The 13,066-nt window shown below is 58.9% G+C and carries 18 protein-coding genes; 13 read left to right on the forward strand and 5 right to left on the reverse strand.

Annotated features, from left to right (window positions below):
* Nucleotides 1–69: 69 nt before the first annotated feature.
* The 5 genes from nifH to nifB all read right to left on the reverse strand — a co-directional run bounded on the left by nifH (nt 70) and on the right by nifB (nt 5,189).
* A complete protein-coding gene (nifH, locus tag NW834_RS03185) occupies nt 70–948 on the reverse strand; it encodes a nitrogenase iron protein (protein WP_011430651.1) in 879 nt (292 codons plus the stop codon).
* 277 nt (nt 949–1,225) lie between these two features.
* Nucleotides 1,226–2,137 carry a Fe-S cluster assembly protein NifU gene (nifU, locus tag NW834_RS03190; RefSeq protein ID WP_414342042.1) on the reverse strand — a complete coding sequence of 304 codons (912 nt, stop codon included), beginning with the start codon at nt 2,135–2,137 and terminating at the stop codon, nt 1,226–1,228.
* Nucleotides 2,138–2,196: 59 nt separating this feature from the next.
* On the reverse strand, nt 2,197–3,396 hold the full coding sequence (gene nifS, locus NW834_RS03195; protein ID WP_414419361.1) for a cysteine desulfurase NifS: 1,200 nt from the start codon (nt 3,394–3,396) through the stop codon (nt 2,197–2,199).
* 39 nt (nt 3,397–3,435) lie between these two features.
* Entirely contained in the window at nt 3,436–3,729 is a 294-nt protein-coding gene (gene fdxB / locus NW834_RS03200; RefSeq protein ID WP_011432079.1) for a ferredoxin III, nif-specific, read from the reverse strand.
* A gap of 23 nt (nt 3,730–3,752) precedes the next feature.
* Nucleotides 3,753–5,189: a nitrogenase cofactor biosynthesis protein NifB gene (gene nifB, locus NW834_RS03205; protein ID WP_414373899.1), complete on the reverse strand. Its 1,437-nt coding sequence runs from the start codon at nt 5,187–5,189 to the stop codon at nt 3,753–3,755.
* 760 nt (nt 5,190–5,949) lie between these two features.
* Here nifB and NW834_RS03210 point away from each other — a divergent pair.
* The 13 genes from NW834_RS03210 to NW834_RS03270 all read left to right on the forward strand — a co-directional run bounded on the left by NW834_RS03210 (nt 5,950) and on the right by NW834_RS03270 (nt 12,943).
* Nucleotides 5,950–6,243, forward strand: coding sequence for an Asr1405/Asl0597 family protein (locus NW834_RS03210; RefSeq protein ID WP_099813101.1), 294 nt, complete (start codon nt 5,950–5,952; stop codon nt 6,241–6,243).
* 54 nt (nt 6,244–6,297) lie between these two features.
* Nucleotides 6,298–6,843 (forward strand): ferritin-like domain-containing protein, encoded by a 546-nt coding sequence (locus NW834_RS03215; RefSeq protein WP_414330307.1) that lies wholly within the window; start codon nt 6,298–6,300, stop codon nt 6,841–6,843.
* Nucleotides 6,844–6,885: 42 nt separating this feature from the next.
* Nucleotides 6,886–7,110 (forward strand): DUF2949 domain-containing protein, encoded by a 225-nt coding sequence (locus tag NW834_RS03220; protein ID WP_011430659.1) that lies wholly within the window; start codon nt 6,886–6,888, stop codon nt 7,108–7,110.
* A gap of 3 nt (nt 7,111–7,113) precedes the next feature.
* Complete coding sequence (locus tag NW834_RS03225) at nt 7,114–7,473, forward strand: Mo-dependent nitrogenase C-terminal domain-containing protein (protein ID WP_011430660.1); 360 nt, start codon at nt 7,114–7,116, stop codon at nt 7,471–7,473.
* Nucleotides 7,464–8,858: a nitrogenase iron-molybdenum cofactor biosynthesis protein NifE gene (nifE, locus tag NW834_RS03230; protein ID WP_414419362.1), complete on the forward strand. Its 1,395-nt coding sequence runs from the start codon at nt 7,464–7,466 to the stop codon at nt 8,856–8,858. Before NW834_RS03225 ends, nifE begins: the two co-directional genes overlap by 10 nt.
* Nucleotides 8,858–10,195 carry a nitrogenase iron-molybdenum cofactor biosynthesis protein NifN gene (nifN, locus tag NW834_RS03235; RefSeq protein ID WP_414419363.1) on the forward strand — a complete coding sequence of 446 codons (1,338 nt, stop codon included), beginning with the start codon at nt 8,858–8,860 and terminating at the stop codon, nt 10,193–10,195. The genes nifE and nifN overlap by 1 nt, the downstream gene beginning before the upstream one ends.
* 81 nt (nt 10,196–10,276) lie before the next feature.
* The gene (gene nifX / locus NW834_RS03240) at nt 10,277–10,693 is read left to right on the forward strand and encodes a nitrogen fixation protein NifX (RefSeq protein ID WP_414419364.1); all 417 of its coding nucleotides are present in this window, start codon (nt 10,277–10,279) and stop codon (nt 10,691–10,693) included.
* Nucleotides 10,690–11,145 carry a NifX-associated nitrogen fixation protein gene (locus NW834_RS03245; RefSeq protein ID WP_414419365.1) on the forward strand — a complete coding sequence of 152 codons (456 nt, stop codon included), beginning with the start codon at nt 10,690–10,692 and terminating at the stop codon, nt 11,143–11,145. The genes nifX and NW834_RS03245 overlap by 4 nt, the downstream gene beginning before the upstream one ends.
* A gap of 66 nt (nt 11,146–11,211) precedes the next feature.
* Complete coding sequence (locus tag NW834_RS03250; protein WP_011432070.1) at nt 11,212–11,475, forward strand: CCE_0567 family metalloprotein; 264 nt, start codon at nt 11,212–11,214, stop codon at nt 11,473–11,475.
* Nucleotides 11,472–11,837 (forward strand): nitrogenase-stabilizing/protective protein NifW, encoded by a 366-nt coding sequence (nifW, locus tag NW834_RS03255; RefSeq protein ID WP_414419366.1) that lies wholly within the window; start codon nt 11,472–11,474, stop codon nt 11,835–11,837. The genes NW834_RS03250 and nifW overlap by 4 nt, the downstream gene beginning before the upstream one ends.
* A 42-nt stretch (nt 11,838–11,879) precedes the next feature.
* Nucleotides 11,880–12,179 carry a 2Fe-2S iron-sulfur cluster-binding protein gene (locus tag NW834_RS03260; protein ID WP_414342063.1) on the forward strand — a complete coding sequence of 100 codons (300 nt, stop codon included), beginning with the start codon at nt 11,880–11,882 and terminating at the stop codon, nt 12,177–12,179.
* Between the two features lie 137 nt (nt 12,180–12,316).
* The gene (locus NW834_RS03265) at nt 12,317–12,586 is read left to right on the forward strand and encodes a ferrous iron transport protein A (RefSeq protein WP_238376962.1); all 270 of its coding nucleotides are present in this window, start codon (nt 12,317–12,319) and stop codon (nt 12,584–12,586) included.
* 99 nt (nt 12,587–12,685) lie between these two features.
* The gene (locus tag NW834_RS03270; RefSeq protein WP_011432066.1) at nt 12,686–12,943 is read left to right on the forward strand and encodes a hypothetical protein; all 258 of its coding nucleotides are present in this window, start codon (nt 12,686–12,688) and stop codon (nt 12,941–12,943) included.
* Nucleotides 12,944–13,066 lie beyond the last annotated feature (123 nt).

A 13,066-nucleotide genomic window follows, 5' to 3' on the forward strand; every position in this document is an offset into this window, starting at 1 on the left:
TTGAGAAAGAAACTAGGGGGAACCGAGGGCCGAGGGAGGAAGGGATCCACCCCCAGCCCATCTTTAAGTTCACACTGGGGCCAACTCTTTTTCGGTTTTGCCGATGAGGTGGGCGATTTTCTGGTCGTCGTCCAAAACGCCGAACTCTATCAACAACTGCTCCAGCTCATCCATAGAGATGGGGGTGGGGATCCTCAGATCCGTGTTGTTGATGATCTTTTTGGCCAAGGCCCGATACTCGTCAGCTTGGTTGCAGTCGGGGGAGTACTCGATCACCGTCATGCGGCGCAATTCTGCGTGCTGAACCACATTGTCGCGGGGGATGAAATGCAGCATCTTGGTGTTCAGCTTTTCGGCCAGAGCCTCGATCAGCTCGATCTCGCGATCCACTTTGCGGCTGTTGCAGATCAAGCCACCCAAGCGCACGCCGCCAGAGTAGGCGTATTTCAGCACGCCGCGGGCGATGTTGTTGGCCGCATACATGGCCATCATTTCGCCGGAGCAAACAATGTAGATCTCTTGGGCCTTGCCCTCCCGAATGGGCATGGCAAAACCGCCGCAGACCACGTCCCCCAGCACGTCGTAGCAGACAAAGTCCAGATCCTCGTAGGCACCGTTTTCTTCCAAGAAATTGATGGCGGTGATGATGCCTCGTCCGGCACAGCCAACACCAGGCTCGGGGCCACCGGATTCCACGCAGCGCACCCCTCGGTAGCCGGTGAGCACCACTTCTTCCAGCTCCACGTCTTCTACGGATCCCCGCTCAGCCGCCAGGTGAAGGACGGTGGTCTGGGCTTTGCAGTGCAACATGAGGCGGGTGGAATCGGCCTTCGGGTCGCAGCCGACGATCATGATCCGCTGTCCCAATTCGGCCATACCGGCAACGGTATTCTGACAGGTGGTGGATTTGCCGATACCGCCTTTGCCGTAGAATGCAATTTGTCTCATGGTTCAGTTCTCCTAATGAAGACTTGAGGAAAAACTTGAGGGCGACTTAAGGGTTAGAAATCTCTTGCCAATGGGCGCAACTGGTCGCATTAGCGAGACGGGATCCTTACTGCAAAGGATTTCAGCTCGCGGGAAGGCAGCCTTGGATCCCTTGGAATCCAAAAGCAAACCGGTTGAACGGTGGGGCCCTCCCGAATTGATGCAGGAGATGGGGGAAGCGACGGGGAGTAACAGTGGGGCAGATCATAGGGCTCTCAGGCTTATCGAGAATGGGGAACTAGAGGGCATGCACGGTTAAGGTGGGCCACACCTGTTCTTGCAGGCGGGTTTCGATGAGCAACCGCAGGGTGTTTTGCTGGCTGGGGCAGGTGGTGCAGGATCCCTTGAGGCGCACCCACACCTGATCCCCTTCCAGGTCGTAAAGCTCCACATCGCCGCCATCGGCCAACAGCAGCGGGCGAACTTCCTCCTCCAGGACGGCCTGAATGCGGGCGATCTTTTGCAAGGTGGTGAGGGGAGAGGGAGCAGCGGGAGAGGGCTCTGTCTGGTTTTGGGAGTTCCCTTTTGAATTTCTTGAATCTTCTGAAGGGATCGTGTCGGTCTCGGCCAGAACAGCGGCAATCAGGTCTTCAATCTGGGCCAGGCAGGAACCACAGCCACCACCCGCTTTGCTGTAGGCTGTTACTTCCTCAGCGGAGGTGAGGTGGTTTTCCCGGATCAAGCGGCGGATCTTTTGCTCGCTGACGCCAAAGCAGGAGCAGACCAAAGCGCTGTCATCATCCGTGTGGTCAGGCAGAGGAAGGCCGCGATAGCTGTAGATGGCTGCCTCCAGAGCCTCTTGCCCCATCACCGAGCAGTGCATCTTGGCGGGGGGCAGGCCGCCTAGGTAGTCAGCGATTTGGCGGTTGTCGATCCGCAGGGCTTCATCCAGAGTGAGGCCGGTGATCAGCTCCGTCAGGGCCGAGGAAGAGGCAATGGCGCTGGTGCAGCCGAAGGTTTGGAAGCTGGCAGCTAAAATCCGCTCGCTAGCCTCGTCCACCTTTAAGTAGAGCCGCAGGGCATCGCCACAGGTGATGCTGCCCACTTCTCCCACCACCACCCGAACACCAGGCTCGGAGCTGGGATCCATTGCCCCTTGGTTTTTGGGGTGGTAGAAGAGTTCCAAAACTTTTTCGCTGTAGTCCCACATGGCTGGATCCTGAGTTGAGGATGCTAACGGTCGAGCGAAGATGAGTTTGAGCCGGGCGGTCAGCGGTGAGCCAGTTCCCGCTCCTGCTGTTGCAGCCAGTCTTCCGCCTCGTGGCTGAAGGGGGAGATGGCCCGCAAATGCTCGATGATCCCCGGCAAAACCTCCAGCACCCGCTCCACCTCTGCCGGCTGGGTAAAGCGGGAGAGGCTGAAGCGGATCGAGCCGTGCAAAACGGTGTAGGGCAGGCCCATGGCCCGCAGCACATGGGAGGGTTCCAGGGATCCCGAGGTGCAGGCGGAGCCGGAGGAGGCGCAGATGCCGTATTTGTTCAGCCAGAAGAGGATCGCCTCCCCTTCCACGAACTTGAAGCCCAGGTTGGTGGTGTTGGGCAGCCGCCGGGTGGGGTGGCCGTTAACCTGGATATCCGGGATCCGCTGCAGCAAGCCCTGCTCCAGGCGATCCCGCAGCAGCCGCTCATGGGGATCCCCGAGGTGGGCTTGGGCCAGCTCAGCCGCTTTGCCCAGGGCGATGATGCCCGGCACATTTTCCGTCCCGGCGCGGCGGCCTCGCTCCTGATGCCCTCCCAGCAGCAACGGACGGAAGCGCAAGCCCCGCCGCACATAGAGAGCGCCGATCCCCTTGGGGGCATGCAGCTTGTGCCCGGAAAGGGTGAGGAGATCCACCGGCAGGCGCTGCAGATCGAGGGGGATTTTGCCCACCGCCTGCACTGCGTCCACATGGACAACAGCCCCATAGCTGCGAGCCAGGGATCCCACCGCCTCGATGGGGAAAAGCACGCCCGTCTCGTTGTTGGCGGCCATGCAGCTCACCAGGGCAGTATCGCCGGTCAGGGCTGCTTCCAACTCCAGCAAGTCCAGGCAGCCTTGCTCATCCACCGAGAGGTAGGTGACGCGGTAGCCTTGTTTTTCCAGGTGCTTGCAGACGTTGAGCACCGAGGCGTGCTCTACCTGCGTGGTGATGATGTGGCGCTTCTGGGGTTGGGCTGCCAAGGCTGCATAAATGGCCGTGGTGTTGCCTTCGGTGCCGCCACTGGTGAAGACGATCTCCGTCGGGTCGGCTCCCAGAAGGGCTGCCACCTGTTCGCGGGCTTGGTTGAGGGCACGCCCCACCTGGCCGCCAAAACTGTGCATCGAGGAGGGGTTACCGTAGAAGGTCTGCAAATAGGGCAGCATCGCCTCCAGAACCAGGGGATCCACAGCGGTGGTGGCGTTGTTGTCCAGGTAGATCACAGGGTTCATACAGGCTCCGAATCGATACAAGGTAGGGGTTGGGCAACGTTAAACGGCTTGCGGAGCGTGGGAATGGCACTGCTTTGGGCAAATGCGGGCGCAAGCCTGACAGCCGATGCAGAGGGCGGCATTGAGGATGGTCATCACTTTGCGCTCACTTTCTTCTTCCTCTTCGTTGTCGACAAACTCGCCGTCTTCGTTGAGGGCTCTGAGGGCAAACACACCCCGGCCACAGACTTTGAGGCAACGGCTACAGCCGAGGCAGCGGCTGATATCCAGGCTTTCGATAAACTGTGGGATCCAGGGCAGTCCGCCTTTGGTGAGAGCAGTTACAGTAGCCATGGCCAAGCTCCAAAGCGAGATTTTTAGGATCGGGGAGATTTGCTGTCCAAGGTCTGGTTGACCAACCAGGTGCGGTAAAACTTGAGGGCCACCGTTTCGATGAGGTCGTAGTCTTCCACCACTTCGATGCCGGCCTCGCGAATACGCTTCATGGGGCAATCGCCGATCTTGGAGACCAGCACGGCTCGGCAATCCCTGATGAGATCCAGGATTTGCTCTAGGTTGTTGTCCTCCCCGGATCCCCCGTGGCAGTACTGCGGGATCTTGCGGTGGCCGACAAACTGCGCCCCACGGGCGTTGACCTCGTAGATCAAAAACTCCCGCGCATGGCCGAAGTGGCGATTGACCAAGCCACCGCCTTTGCTGGCCACGGCCACCAGGATGGAGGGGCTGTCGGGAGGCAGGTCGGCTGTCCAGTGGGTCGGGGCTGCCTGCTGCTGAGCTTGCAGTTGGGCAATGCTTGCCTGGACCTGGCGGCGTTTTTCGGGGTCGTACTCGGGGGTCATCTGCATAAAGCGCTCCTTGGTGAACTCTTGGCTGCGGTCTTCCCCCAGAAGGCCCACCGCGTCCGCCCGACACTGGCGACAGTGGCGCATCATCCGCATGTTGCCGGAGCACCGATCTTGCAGGGCTTTCAACTCCTGAGGGGTGGGGCCCCGCTGGCCGATGAGGCCGAAGTAAGTGCCGTGTTCGGGCGCCGAGATCAGGGGCATGATGTTGTGCAAGAAAGCCCCTTTCTCCTGAATCACCCGGTTCACTTCCAGCAGGTGGGTGTCGTTGATGCCGGGAATCAGGACGGAGTTGACTTTGCAGAGGATGTCTGCCTCCCGCAACAGATCCAGGCTTTCCATCTGCCGCTCGTGCAGGATGCGGGCTGCCTCCACCCCCCGAATGCGCTTGCGCCGCCAGCGGATCCAGGGGTAGATCTTGGCTCCGATCTCTGGATCCACCATGTTGATGGTCAGGGTGACGTGGTCGATGTTCAGCCGTTTGATCTCGTCGATGTAGTCCGGCAACATCAGGCCGTTGGTGGAAAGGCAAAGCTTGAGATCCGGAGCTTTCTCGGCAATGCGGGCAAAGGTTTCGAAGGTTTGCTTGGGGTTGGCCAAGGGATCCCCAGGCCCAGCAATGCCCACCACCGTCAGTTGCGGGATCTTGCCGGCAATCACCAGCACTTTGTGGGCGGCTTCCGCCGGGGTAAGCAGCTCGCTGACCACACCGGGCCGGCTCTCGTTGGCACAGTCGAACTTGCGGTTGCAGTAGTTGCACTGGATGTTGCAGGCGGGGGCTACCGCCACGTGCATGCGGGCGTAGTGATGGTGAGCCGCTTCGCTGTAGCAGGGATGGGTGGCGATGCGTTGCTGCAGATGAGGGGGGAGAGCCTGGCGGGGGCTGCTGCTGCAAGCGCAGGCCGATGGGAAGGGGGATCCCTGGCGGGGCGGAGTTGAAAGGGGCGGCATAGTGGGGTCAACCAGGGGATAGAACGTTACTGGCGGTTATATCAACCGCCCTCTGCCCGCTCCGTTGCACTCAGCCCGGTAGAACTGATCGAGTTTATTGGCTTTGTACTCAAGACCTGCAAAGCCTGATGGCAGGCCAAATCCAAATTTTTTTAGGGGTCAAGGGTCTGGTTTTTCAAGGCCGGGGATGCCGTATTTTGACCCAAAGGGGCGGGGGATCCGGCTGTGGGGAGGATCCCCGGAATCCCTGATTCGACAAGGGCTTGGGGCAATGCTTAAGAAATACTAAAAATCTGCTCAGATGCACTCAAACGCCGCAGCCTCGGCTGCGTTTTGCATCAATTGCTACGATTTAATATCGTATCAGCCCAAAAGTGTATTGAAAATAGCCGTTTGAGTTTGAGGAAAGATCCCCCTGGGGCAAAGTCCTCGCCAAGGAAGTGAAGACTATTGCGGCGGCAGGCCGTCGGACTTTCTTGTTGTGACAGGGGGGATGTACTCGCTCAAATACCCATACCCTTCCCCAAAAATACCGGATCCCTGCGGGCAAAAGACTCAACCCCCTGCCCTCAGAAAAACTTTTTTTGCCCTCTGGGCCAAGCTTCCAGGGTTTGAGTACATCGGCAATAACTCAATCAATCCTGATCGCCCGCTGCCAAGCCTGAGCCACCGCAGCCGCTTGCTATAAGCGGGGGAACAGAAACCCAACGGTTCTGCCCCTCTGTTGAGACTCGCCCCCTGCTTCCCAACCGGTGAGCTTATGTCCCCCCTTGTTTCTCCCCCACCGAAAACGGCTGAAGTGCTGCAGGTGCCCCGTTGCGATCGCTGGCGGATTCTCTACCGTCTGCAGGAGCTGGATTTGACCTGTGGCTGTACCCCGACCGGCCAACTGTGGGTGATGATTCGCACCCCCACCGAAGCCCTCCTCGTCCACAGTGTGCTCCGCCTTTTCACCCTCAACCGCTCTGGCTGGCTGAGTTGGTTGGATCGCTGCTGGTCTCTCCAGACCTGGGATCCCCCTGAGAGATCTGCAGGAGGGGATGACCACCCCTGAACCTCTGCCGTTTGCCTCCTTGCTTCTCCTGTTCACCTCGTTTTGGTAGCGCCAATGAGCACTCCATCCCCCTCGACTCACTCCTTCCAACAAGTCCGAGACAACCCCGTTCATCTGGGACGTGAGATCACGGTTCCCATCTGCGAGGGCCTCAACCTAGTTTGGGCCAGTCTTCAGGGGCTGTATTTGCAGTATCTGAAGCACCATCTGGTTGTGGAAGGAGCAGAGTTCTACTCAATTCATCAATTTTTCAACGAAAGTCTACAGGAAGTTCAGAACCACGCCCATGAGGTGGGGGAGCGCCTGAACGGCCTGGGTGGGATCCCGGCCTCCAGCTTTGCCAAGCTGGCGGAGCTGTGCTGCTTCAGCCCAGAAGGGGACGATGCATTGGCCGTGCGGCCCATGCTGGAAGCGGATTTGCGGGCCGAGCAAAGCCTGATCGATCTGCTGCGTCGCCAGGCGGCTCTGGCGGAAAGTGTTGGGGATCGCGCCACCCGTCACCTCTACGAGCAGATTTTGCTGCGGACGGAAGAACGGGCCTTTCACCTGGCCCACTTTCTGGCTGCCGACAGCTTGGTTTTGGGCTTGTCCCCATCCTAGCTTGCCCATCTACGCCCACCCCTCGTTTTGGGAGACTCTGCCATGCTTACCCCCGATCGGGCGCCGCTGCTGCAGTTTTTGCAAGTTGAGCTTGGGATCCCGGAATCCGCCCTCACCTTCGCCCTGAAACGGCATGGGTGTGAACAGGGCCCTTTGCCCATGATTCTTTGGCATTACGGGCTGATTTCCTTGGAGCAACTGGAGCAGATTTTTGAATGGTGTGCTCCCCCTCCTCTTGTTACCAATTCTACCCATTCGGAGGTTTAAGCCATGACTTATCCCTACCCTTCTCTTCCCTTTCCCAGAGTCGGCAACCCTTTGGGATGGCTCGGCCTGGTTTTGAACTCAATTTTCAGATCCGCCCTGAAGTGGCCGCGCCGCTGGCTCAACAGCATTGAAATTCGGGGATCCCGGCAGGCGCGTTGGATTTGTCGTTTGATCCCGGCTTCCTGTCCCTTTGAGCGGGATATCCGACTGGGATCCCGCACCGTCCACATTCCGGCCCTCTGTCGCATCAACCCCCTCTACGAGGAGATCATCGCCCTGCGGCTACGGGCGGCGGCTTATCTGGCCGAAGCTGCGGCTCAACCCCAGCCCCCCTCTTCTCAGGAGATCCCATCATGCCCTTGATCAGCCGGACTAAAGTGGCGGAGCTGCTCAACGAGACCGCCTGCGAGCACAACCACAAGAAAGACGGCAAAGGCAAAAACAAAGTCTGTGCCGAGCAAGCCAAGCCAGGAGGAGCGCAGGGAGGCTGTGCCTTTGACGGGGCTTCGATTGCCCTGGTGCCGATCGCCGATGCCGCCCATCTAGTACATGGGCCAATCGCCTGCAGCGGCAACTCTTGGGGGACGCGGGGCAGCCTCTCTTCTGGCCCCCAGCTTTATCGGGTGGGCTTCACCACCGATCTGAGCGAGAACGAGATCATCTTCGGGGGGGAGGAAAAGCTGTTCCAGGCCATCCTTGACTTGCAGGCCAAATACCAGCCTGCCGCCATTTTTGTCTATCTCACTTGTGTAACTGCCCTCATTGGCGACGATGTGGAGGCCGTGTGTCAGCGGGCCAGCCGCCAGCTTGGGATCCCGGTCATTCCGGTGAATGCGCCCGGCTTTGTGGGCAGCAAAAACCTAGGCAACCGTCTGGCCGGAGAAGCGCTGCTGGACTATGTTATCGGCACCGCCTCCCCGGAGTACACCACTCCCCGCGACATTAACCTCATCGGCGAGTACAACATTGCCGGCGAGCTGTGGGATGTCTTGCCTCTGTTTGACGAGCTGGGGATCCGCATCTTGGCCAAGATCACCGGCGATGGCCGCTACCACGAGATCTGTACCGCCCACCGGGCCAAGCTGAACGTTCTCATCTGCGCTAAAGCCTTGCTCAATGTGGGCCGCAAGATGCAGGAGCGCTACGGGATCCCCTACATCGAGGCTTCCTTTTACGGGCTGCAGGAGATGAACCACTGCCTAAGGGCCATTGCCCAAGGGCTGAAGGATCCGCAACTGCAGGAGCGTACCGAGGCCCTCATCGAGCGAGAAACTCGCGCCGCTGAGGCGGCTTTGGCCCCCTACCGGCAGCGGCTGGCGGGCAAACGAGTTGTCCTTTATACCGGCGGCGTGAAAAGTTGGTCGATCATCTCTGCTGCCCGAGATCTGGGGATGCAGGTAACGGCCACCAGCACCCGCAAAAGCACCGAAGAAGACAAAGCCCGCATCCGCGAGCTGCTCGGCCAGGATGGCATTCTCTTGGACAAGGGCAGCCCTCAAGAGCTGCTCAAGGTGGTGGAGCGCACGAAAGCGGACTTGCTCATCGCCGGCGGACGCAACCAGTACACCGCCCTCAAGGCCCGCATCCCCTTTCTGGACATCAACCAGGAGCGGCACCACGCTTATGCCGGCTATCGCGGCCTGGTGAACTTGGCGCGGGAGATCGATGCCGCCCTCCACAGTCCCATTTGGGAGCAGTTGCGACGGCCTGCCCCCTGGGAGACTCCAGCCGAAGAGGAGGTGGGATGATGGCCCAGCTCATCCAAGAACGCAAGCCTCTCAGCGTCAACCCCCTCAAACTCAGCGCTCCGCTGGGAGCGGCCCTGGCCTTTCTGGGGATCAAGGGCTGTCTGCCGCTCTTCCACGGTTCCCAAGGCTGTACGGCCTTTGCCAAAGCGCTGCTGGTACGTCATTTCCGCGAGGCCATTCCCATGTCCACCACTGCCATGTCCGAAGTGGACACCATCTTGGGGGGGGAGGAGAATGTCGAAGCTGCCATCCTCACCTTGGTGGAGAAGGCCCAGCCGGAGCTGATTGGTCTTCTGACCACCGGCCTCACGGAAACCCGCGGGGACGATATGCCGCGCATCCTGCGGGAGCTGCGCCGGCGCCAGCCGCAATTGCAGGATCTGCCCATCGTCTTGGCCTCTACGCCTGACTTTAAAGGATCCCTGCAGGACGGCTATGCCATCGCTGTCCACAGCTTGGTCAGCACCTTGCCAGAGCCGCCGTCGGGATCCGTCCACCCTGCTCAGGTAACGGTGCTGTGCGGGCCTGCCCTCACCCCCGCCGATGCCCAGGAGATCAAGGAAATGGTGGAAGCTTTTGGCCTGGAGCCAATCTTGGTGCCGGATCTCTCAGGCTCCCTAGATGGCCACTTGGGCACTGGCTTTAGGGCAACCCCGGACGGCGGCACCAGCCTCGAGCAACTGCGGCAGCTGGGGCGATCCGGCCTCACCTTGGCCATTGGGGAGAGCATGCGCCCTGTCGCCCAGCTCCTGGCCCAGCGTTTCGGCACCCCCTATCGGGCTTTTCCCCACCTAACCGGCCTCAAGGCTGTGGATCCCTTTTTGGCAACCTTGGCCGACTACAGCCAACAGCCGGTGCCCCTGCGCTACCGCCGCCAGCGCAGCCAAGTCCAGGATGCCCTCCTGGACTGCCACTTTTTCTTCGGCAACCAGCGGATTGCCCTGGCCCTGGAAGCCGATCTGCTCTGGGGGTGGGTGGACTGGCTGCTGGATATGGGCTGCCAGATCCAAGCGGCCATCAGCCCCACACCGGATCCCCACTTGAGCACCCTTCCCATTGAGGCGGTGCGGGTGGGGGATCTGGGGGATCTGGAGGAGCTGGCACCCGGGGCCGACCTGCTGGTGGGCAACTCCCACGCGGCGCGCCTAGGCAAGCGGCTGGGGATCCCGGTGCATCGAATGGGGATCCCTATCTTCGACCGGCTGGGGGCCAACCACATCTGTCAGGTGGGCTATCGCGGCACCCTATCCCAACTGTTTGCCGTCGGCAACCTGCTGATGGAGCAGGAGGAAGCCCGTCACCCCAGCCCACCCCAGGTTTCTAGGCAGGGATTCTAAGGGATCCAGAGCTTCGAAGGGCAGCCCAAGTGCCCCTAGCTCCCCCAAACCCTCAAGTTCACGTTTCTAAGGAGAACCCTCATGCAAGTGGCCTTTACAACCCGCGACGGCAAGCACGTCAACGCCCACTTTGGTTGGGCCAACCAGATCGACATCTACGAAGTCACCCCCGAAGGCTACCGCTTCTGCAAAACCCTTACCTTTGGGGGCAACTTGGAGGCAGACGGCAACGAGGACAAGCTGGTGCCCAAGCTGCAGGCTTTGGCCGATGTCACCCTCATCTACGTGGCTGCCATTGGCAGCAGTGCCGCCGCCCGCCTGATCAACCGCCGCATCACCCCCATCAAAGTGCAGTCGGAAGAAGAATCCATCGAGAGCTTGTTGCAGCGCCTGGTAACCACCCTGCACAATCCTCCCCCCTGGCTGCGCAAAGTGCTCTTGGCCGAGCGCGTCAGCAGACCGGAGTCCTCAACTCCAGTTGTGGAGGCTCAGCCATGACCGTCACCCCTCTCTCTCCCTCGACCAGCCCCATCCTGCAGGAGATCGTTCGCCAGATGCGGGCGGCGGATCCCTACGGCACCTACCGCACCTGGAGGGATGAGTTGCTGCTCAAGCCCTTTGTCGTCACCAAAGCCCAAAAACGCCAGATATCCCTCGAAGGGGAGGTGGATCCCGGGGTGCGGAGCCGCATTCTCATCTACTACCGCGCCATTGCCGCCCTGATTGAAAAGGAAACGGGCCTCCTAGCTCAGGTGGTGCTGGATCTCAACAGCGAAGGCTTTGGTTGGGTGCTGGTCTTCTCAGGGCGGTTGTTGTTGGTGGTCAACACCCTGCGAGACGCCCATCGCTTCGGTTTCGAGTCTCTCGAACAGCTCACTGAAAAAGCTACTGCCCTTATCGACAAAGGGATCCAACTGGCCCGAACCTACCCCGAGGTGGGCCGACTGTAGCCGCTTGTCTCCGTCCCGGCAGCCATTTTTTCTTCTTTTTCTTCAGCAATTAGGAGTGCCTTGCCCATGTTGAATGAGAGTGACGTTGAGAATGTTGTGAACGGCCTGGATTTCGAGCCCTTCGAACACCTGTCTGCCGACCAGCTCCGCACCGAGATCAAACGACTAAACAGCAAAGCAGGCCAACTGAAAATGGATCTGCACGATCTGGCCGAGGGGCTACCCGACGGGTTCGAGCGACTCCCCGACTTGGCAGCCCGCACCTATGCCCTGTTTGCCCGGCTGCACACCCTCAGACAACGCTTGAAAACCCTGGAGACCTGCCGATGAGTTGGAACCACAACCGCCGTTGGAAAGACTTCCAAGCCCTAGTCAATGCCGAGGATTATTTCGCTTTTTTCGAGCTCCCCTACGATCCGCGGGTGGTCAACGTGAATCGCCTGCATATCTTACGCAAATTCGCTCAGTATCTAGGCCCTCTGGAGTGTTTCCAGGGCAGCGAAGAAGAGCGATTGGAGCAAGCTCGGCAAGCGCTGGAAAAAGCGTATCAAACCTTTCTCACTTCTACCCCGCAGCAGGAGAAGCTCTTCCGAGTCTTTCAAGACTATGGTTGTCCGGATCCCGTTGGCGGCTGTGCCGGCTGCAGCTCTTCGGGAGAGCGGGGCGAATGCAGCCCTGGGATCCCTGCCTAAGCTCCCTTGTTTACCCCTCGTCAGCTCTCTGGAGATCTCATCATGGCTACCTACACAGTTCACTTGGTTAACCCAAAACGACGGCTCGACACCTATATCTCAGTAGATGAAGATTCGACCATCCTAGAAGCGGCTGAGGATCAAGATGTGGATTTGCCCTCTTCCTGCCGCTCCGGTAGTTGTTCCTCTTGCGTGGCCAAAGTGGTAGAAGGAGAAGTCGATCAATCAGAGCAAACCTTTCTGGATGAGGAGCAAATAGCCAAAGGATTTGTGCTGCTCTGTGTGGCCAGACCTCGCTCCAGTTGTACAATTCGTACCCACCAGGAAGCTTACTTGGTTTGATAGACCGCCGCTCTCCAGCTGCTTGCCGCTAGGCTTAAGCAGCCTTTTTTCTATTTTTTTCTAGAATTAGGGATCCCTATATGTTGGCACCGCCCACCGTCCCTAAGATCTCAATAACCATATCTCCTCTCCAACTCATGAAGGTTGGAGAAGAAGGTCGCATCTACCAACTGCGCGGATCCGAAGCTGCTTGCGCCCAATTGCAGCAAATGGGTCTCACTCCAGGTACCTATCTCCAGGTTATCCAACGTCACCCTGAGTGGATCCTACTCCTACCCAGTGGCCAACTTTCCCTTCCTGCTCATTTAGCTAAACCCATCTGGGTTTACATGGATCCCCGTTGCGCCTTGATGTCTACCCAAGAACCGAATAAGAAAACAATCTTAAATTTGCCAAGAGCCTTCTAAAATGTAGTCTATTTACCCAATTTTTAACCTGTAATGAGGGACACTCAAAGTAAGGGAAGCTCATCTCTTCATAACCTATCTTGATTTGGGAGCAAAGCCATGAACACCTGTTTGTTGCACCTGGGCTCCATCCTTAAAGCTGCTGAAGAGCTTAGCCTTGTGGAAAAGCCTTTCCCCAAGTTGCAACACATCCAACTCTGCACAGGACTAAGCCCAGAAGAAATCGTGCGGGCGCTGGAGCTAGAACCCAATCCCTTGGGTTGGCATCTAGAGCCAAGCCACAACCTTGCCGATGAATCGACGTATTGGGTGGGCGGACGACCTTGTGTCGGCTTGGTTATTGAGCGTTTCGCCTGACACTTGTTGCAGTTCGGATCCCTAAAAGGCTCTCAAGGGGGGAGGAGTAGCCTGCAAAGCCATCTCAAAAGTTCACTGCAAACATTAGAAGTTAAGAGAAAACAAAGCTTTCCAGAAGGTTCA

Origin of the sequence: Synechococcus sp. R60.1, assembly GCF_047461835.1 — a bacterium.
GTDB lineage: Bacteria > Cyanobacteriota > Cyanobacteriia > Thermostichales > Thermostichaceae > Thermostichus.

Bases quoted from the DNA above. Each gene is read 5' to 3' on its own strand.
- nifH (WP_011430651.1), bottom strand. From the start codon at position 948: ATGAGACAAATTGCATTCTACGGCAAAGGCGGTATCGGCAAATCCACC.
- nifU (WP_414342042.1), bottom strand. From the start codon at position 2,137: ATGTGGGACTACAGCGAAAAAGTTTTGGAACTCTTCTACCACCCCAAA.
- nifS (WP_414419361.1), bottom strand. From the start codon at position 3,396: ATGAACCCTGTGATCTACCTGGACAACAACGCCACCACCGCTGTGGAT.
- fdxB (WP_011432079.1), bottom strand. From the start codon at position 3,729: ATGGCTACTGTAACTGCTCTCACCAAAGGCGGACTGCCCTGGATCCCA.
- nifB (WP_414373899.1), bottom strand. From the start codon at position 5,189: ATGCCGCCCCTTTCAACTCCGCCCCGCCAGGGATCCCCCTTCCCATCG.
- NW834_RS03210 (WP_099813101.1), top strand. From the start codon at position 5,950: ATGTCCCCCCTTGTTTCTCCCCCACCGAAAACGGCTGAAGTGCTGCAG.
- NW834_RS03215 (WP_414330307.1), top strand. From the start codon at position 6,298: ATGAGCACTCCATCCCCCTCGACTCACTCCTTCCAACAAGTCCGAGAC.
- NW834_RS03220 (WP_011430659.1), top strand. From the start codon at position 6,886: ATGCTTACCCCCGATCGGGCGCCGCTGCTGCAGTTTTTGCAAGTTGAG.
- NW834_RS03225 (WP_011430660.1), top strand. From the start codon at position 7,114: ATGACTTATCCCTACCCTTCTCTTCCCTTTCCCAGAGTCGGCAACCCT.
- nifE (WP_414419362.1), top strand. From the start codon at position 7,464: ATGCCCTTGATCAGCCGGACTAAAGTGGCGGAGCTGCTCAACGAGACC.
- nifN (WP_414419363.1), top strand. From the start codon at position 8,858: ATGGCCCAGCTCATCCAAGAACGCAAGCCTCTCAGCGTCAACCCCCTC.
- nifX (WP_414419364.1), top strand. From the start codon at position 10,277: ATGCAAGTGGCCTTTACAACCCGCGACGGCAAGCACGTCAACGCCCAC.
- NW834_RS03245 (WP_414419365.1), top strand. From the start codon at position 10,690: ATGACCGTCACCCCTCTCTCTCCCTCGACCAGCCCCATCCTGCAGGAG.
- NW834_RS03250 (WP_011432070.1), top strand. From the start codon at position 11,212: ATGTTGAATGAGAGTGACGTTGAGAATGTTGTGAACGGCCTGGATTTC.
- nifW (WP_414419366.1), top strand. From the start codon at position 11,472: ATGAGTTGGAACCACAACCGCCGTTGGAAAGACTTCCAAGCCCTAGTC.
- NW834_RS03260 (WP_414342063.1), top strand. From the start codon at position 11,880: ATGGCTACCTACACAGTTCACTTGGTTAACCCAAAACGACGGCTCGAC.
- NW834_RS03265 (WP_238376962.1), top strand. From the start codon at position 12,317: ATGAAGGTTGGAGAAGAAGGTCGCATCTACCAACTGCGCGGATCCGAA.
- NW834_RS03270 (WP_011432066.1), top strand. From the start codon at position 12,686: ATGAACACCTGTTTGTTGCACCTGGGCTCCATCCTTAAAGCTGCTGAA.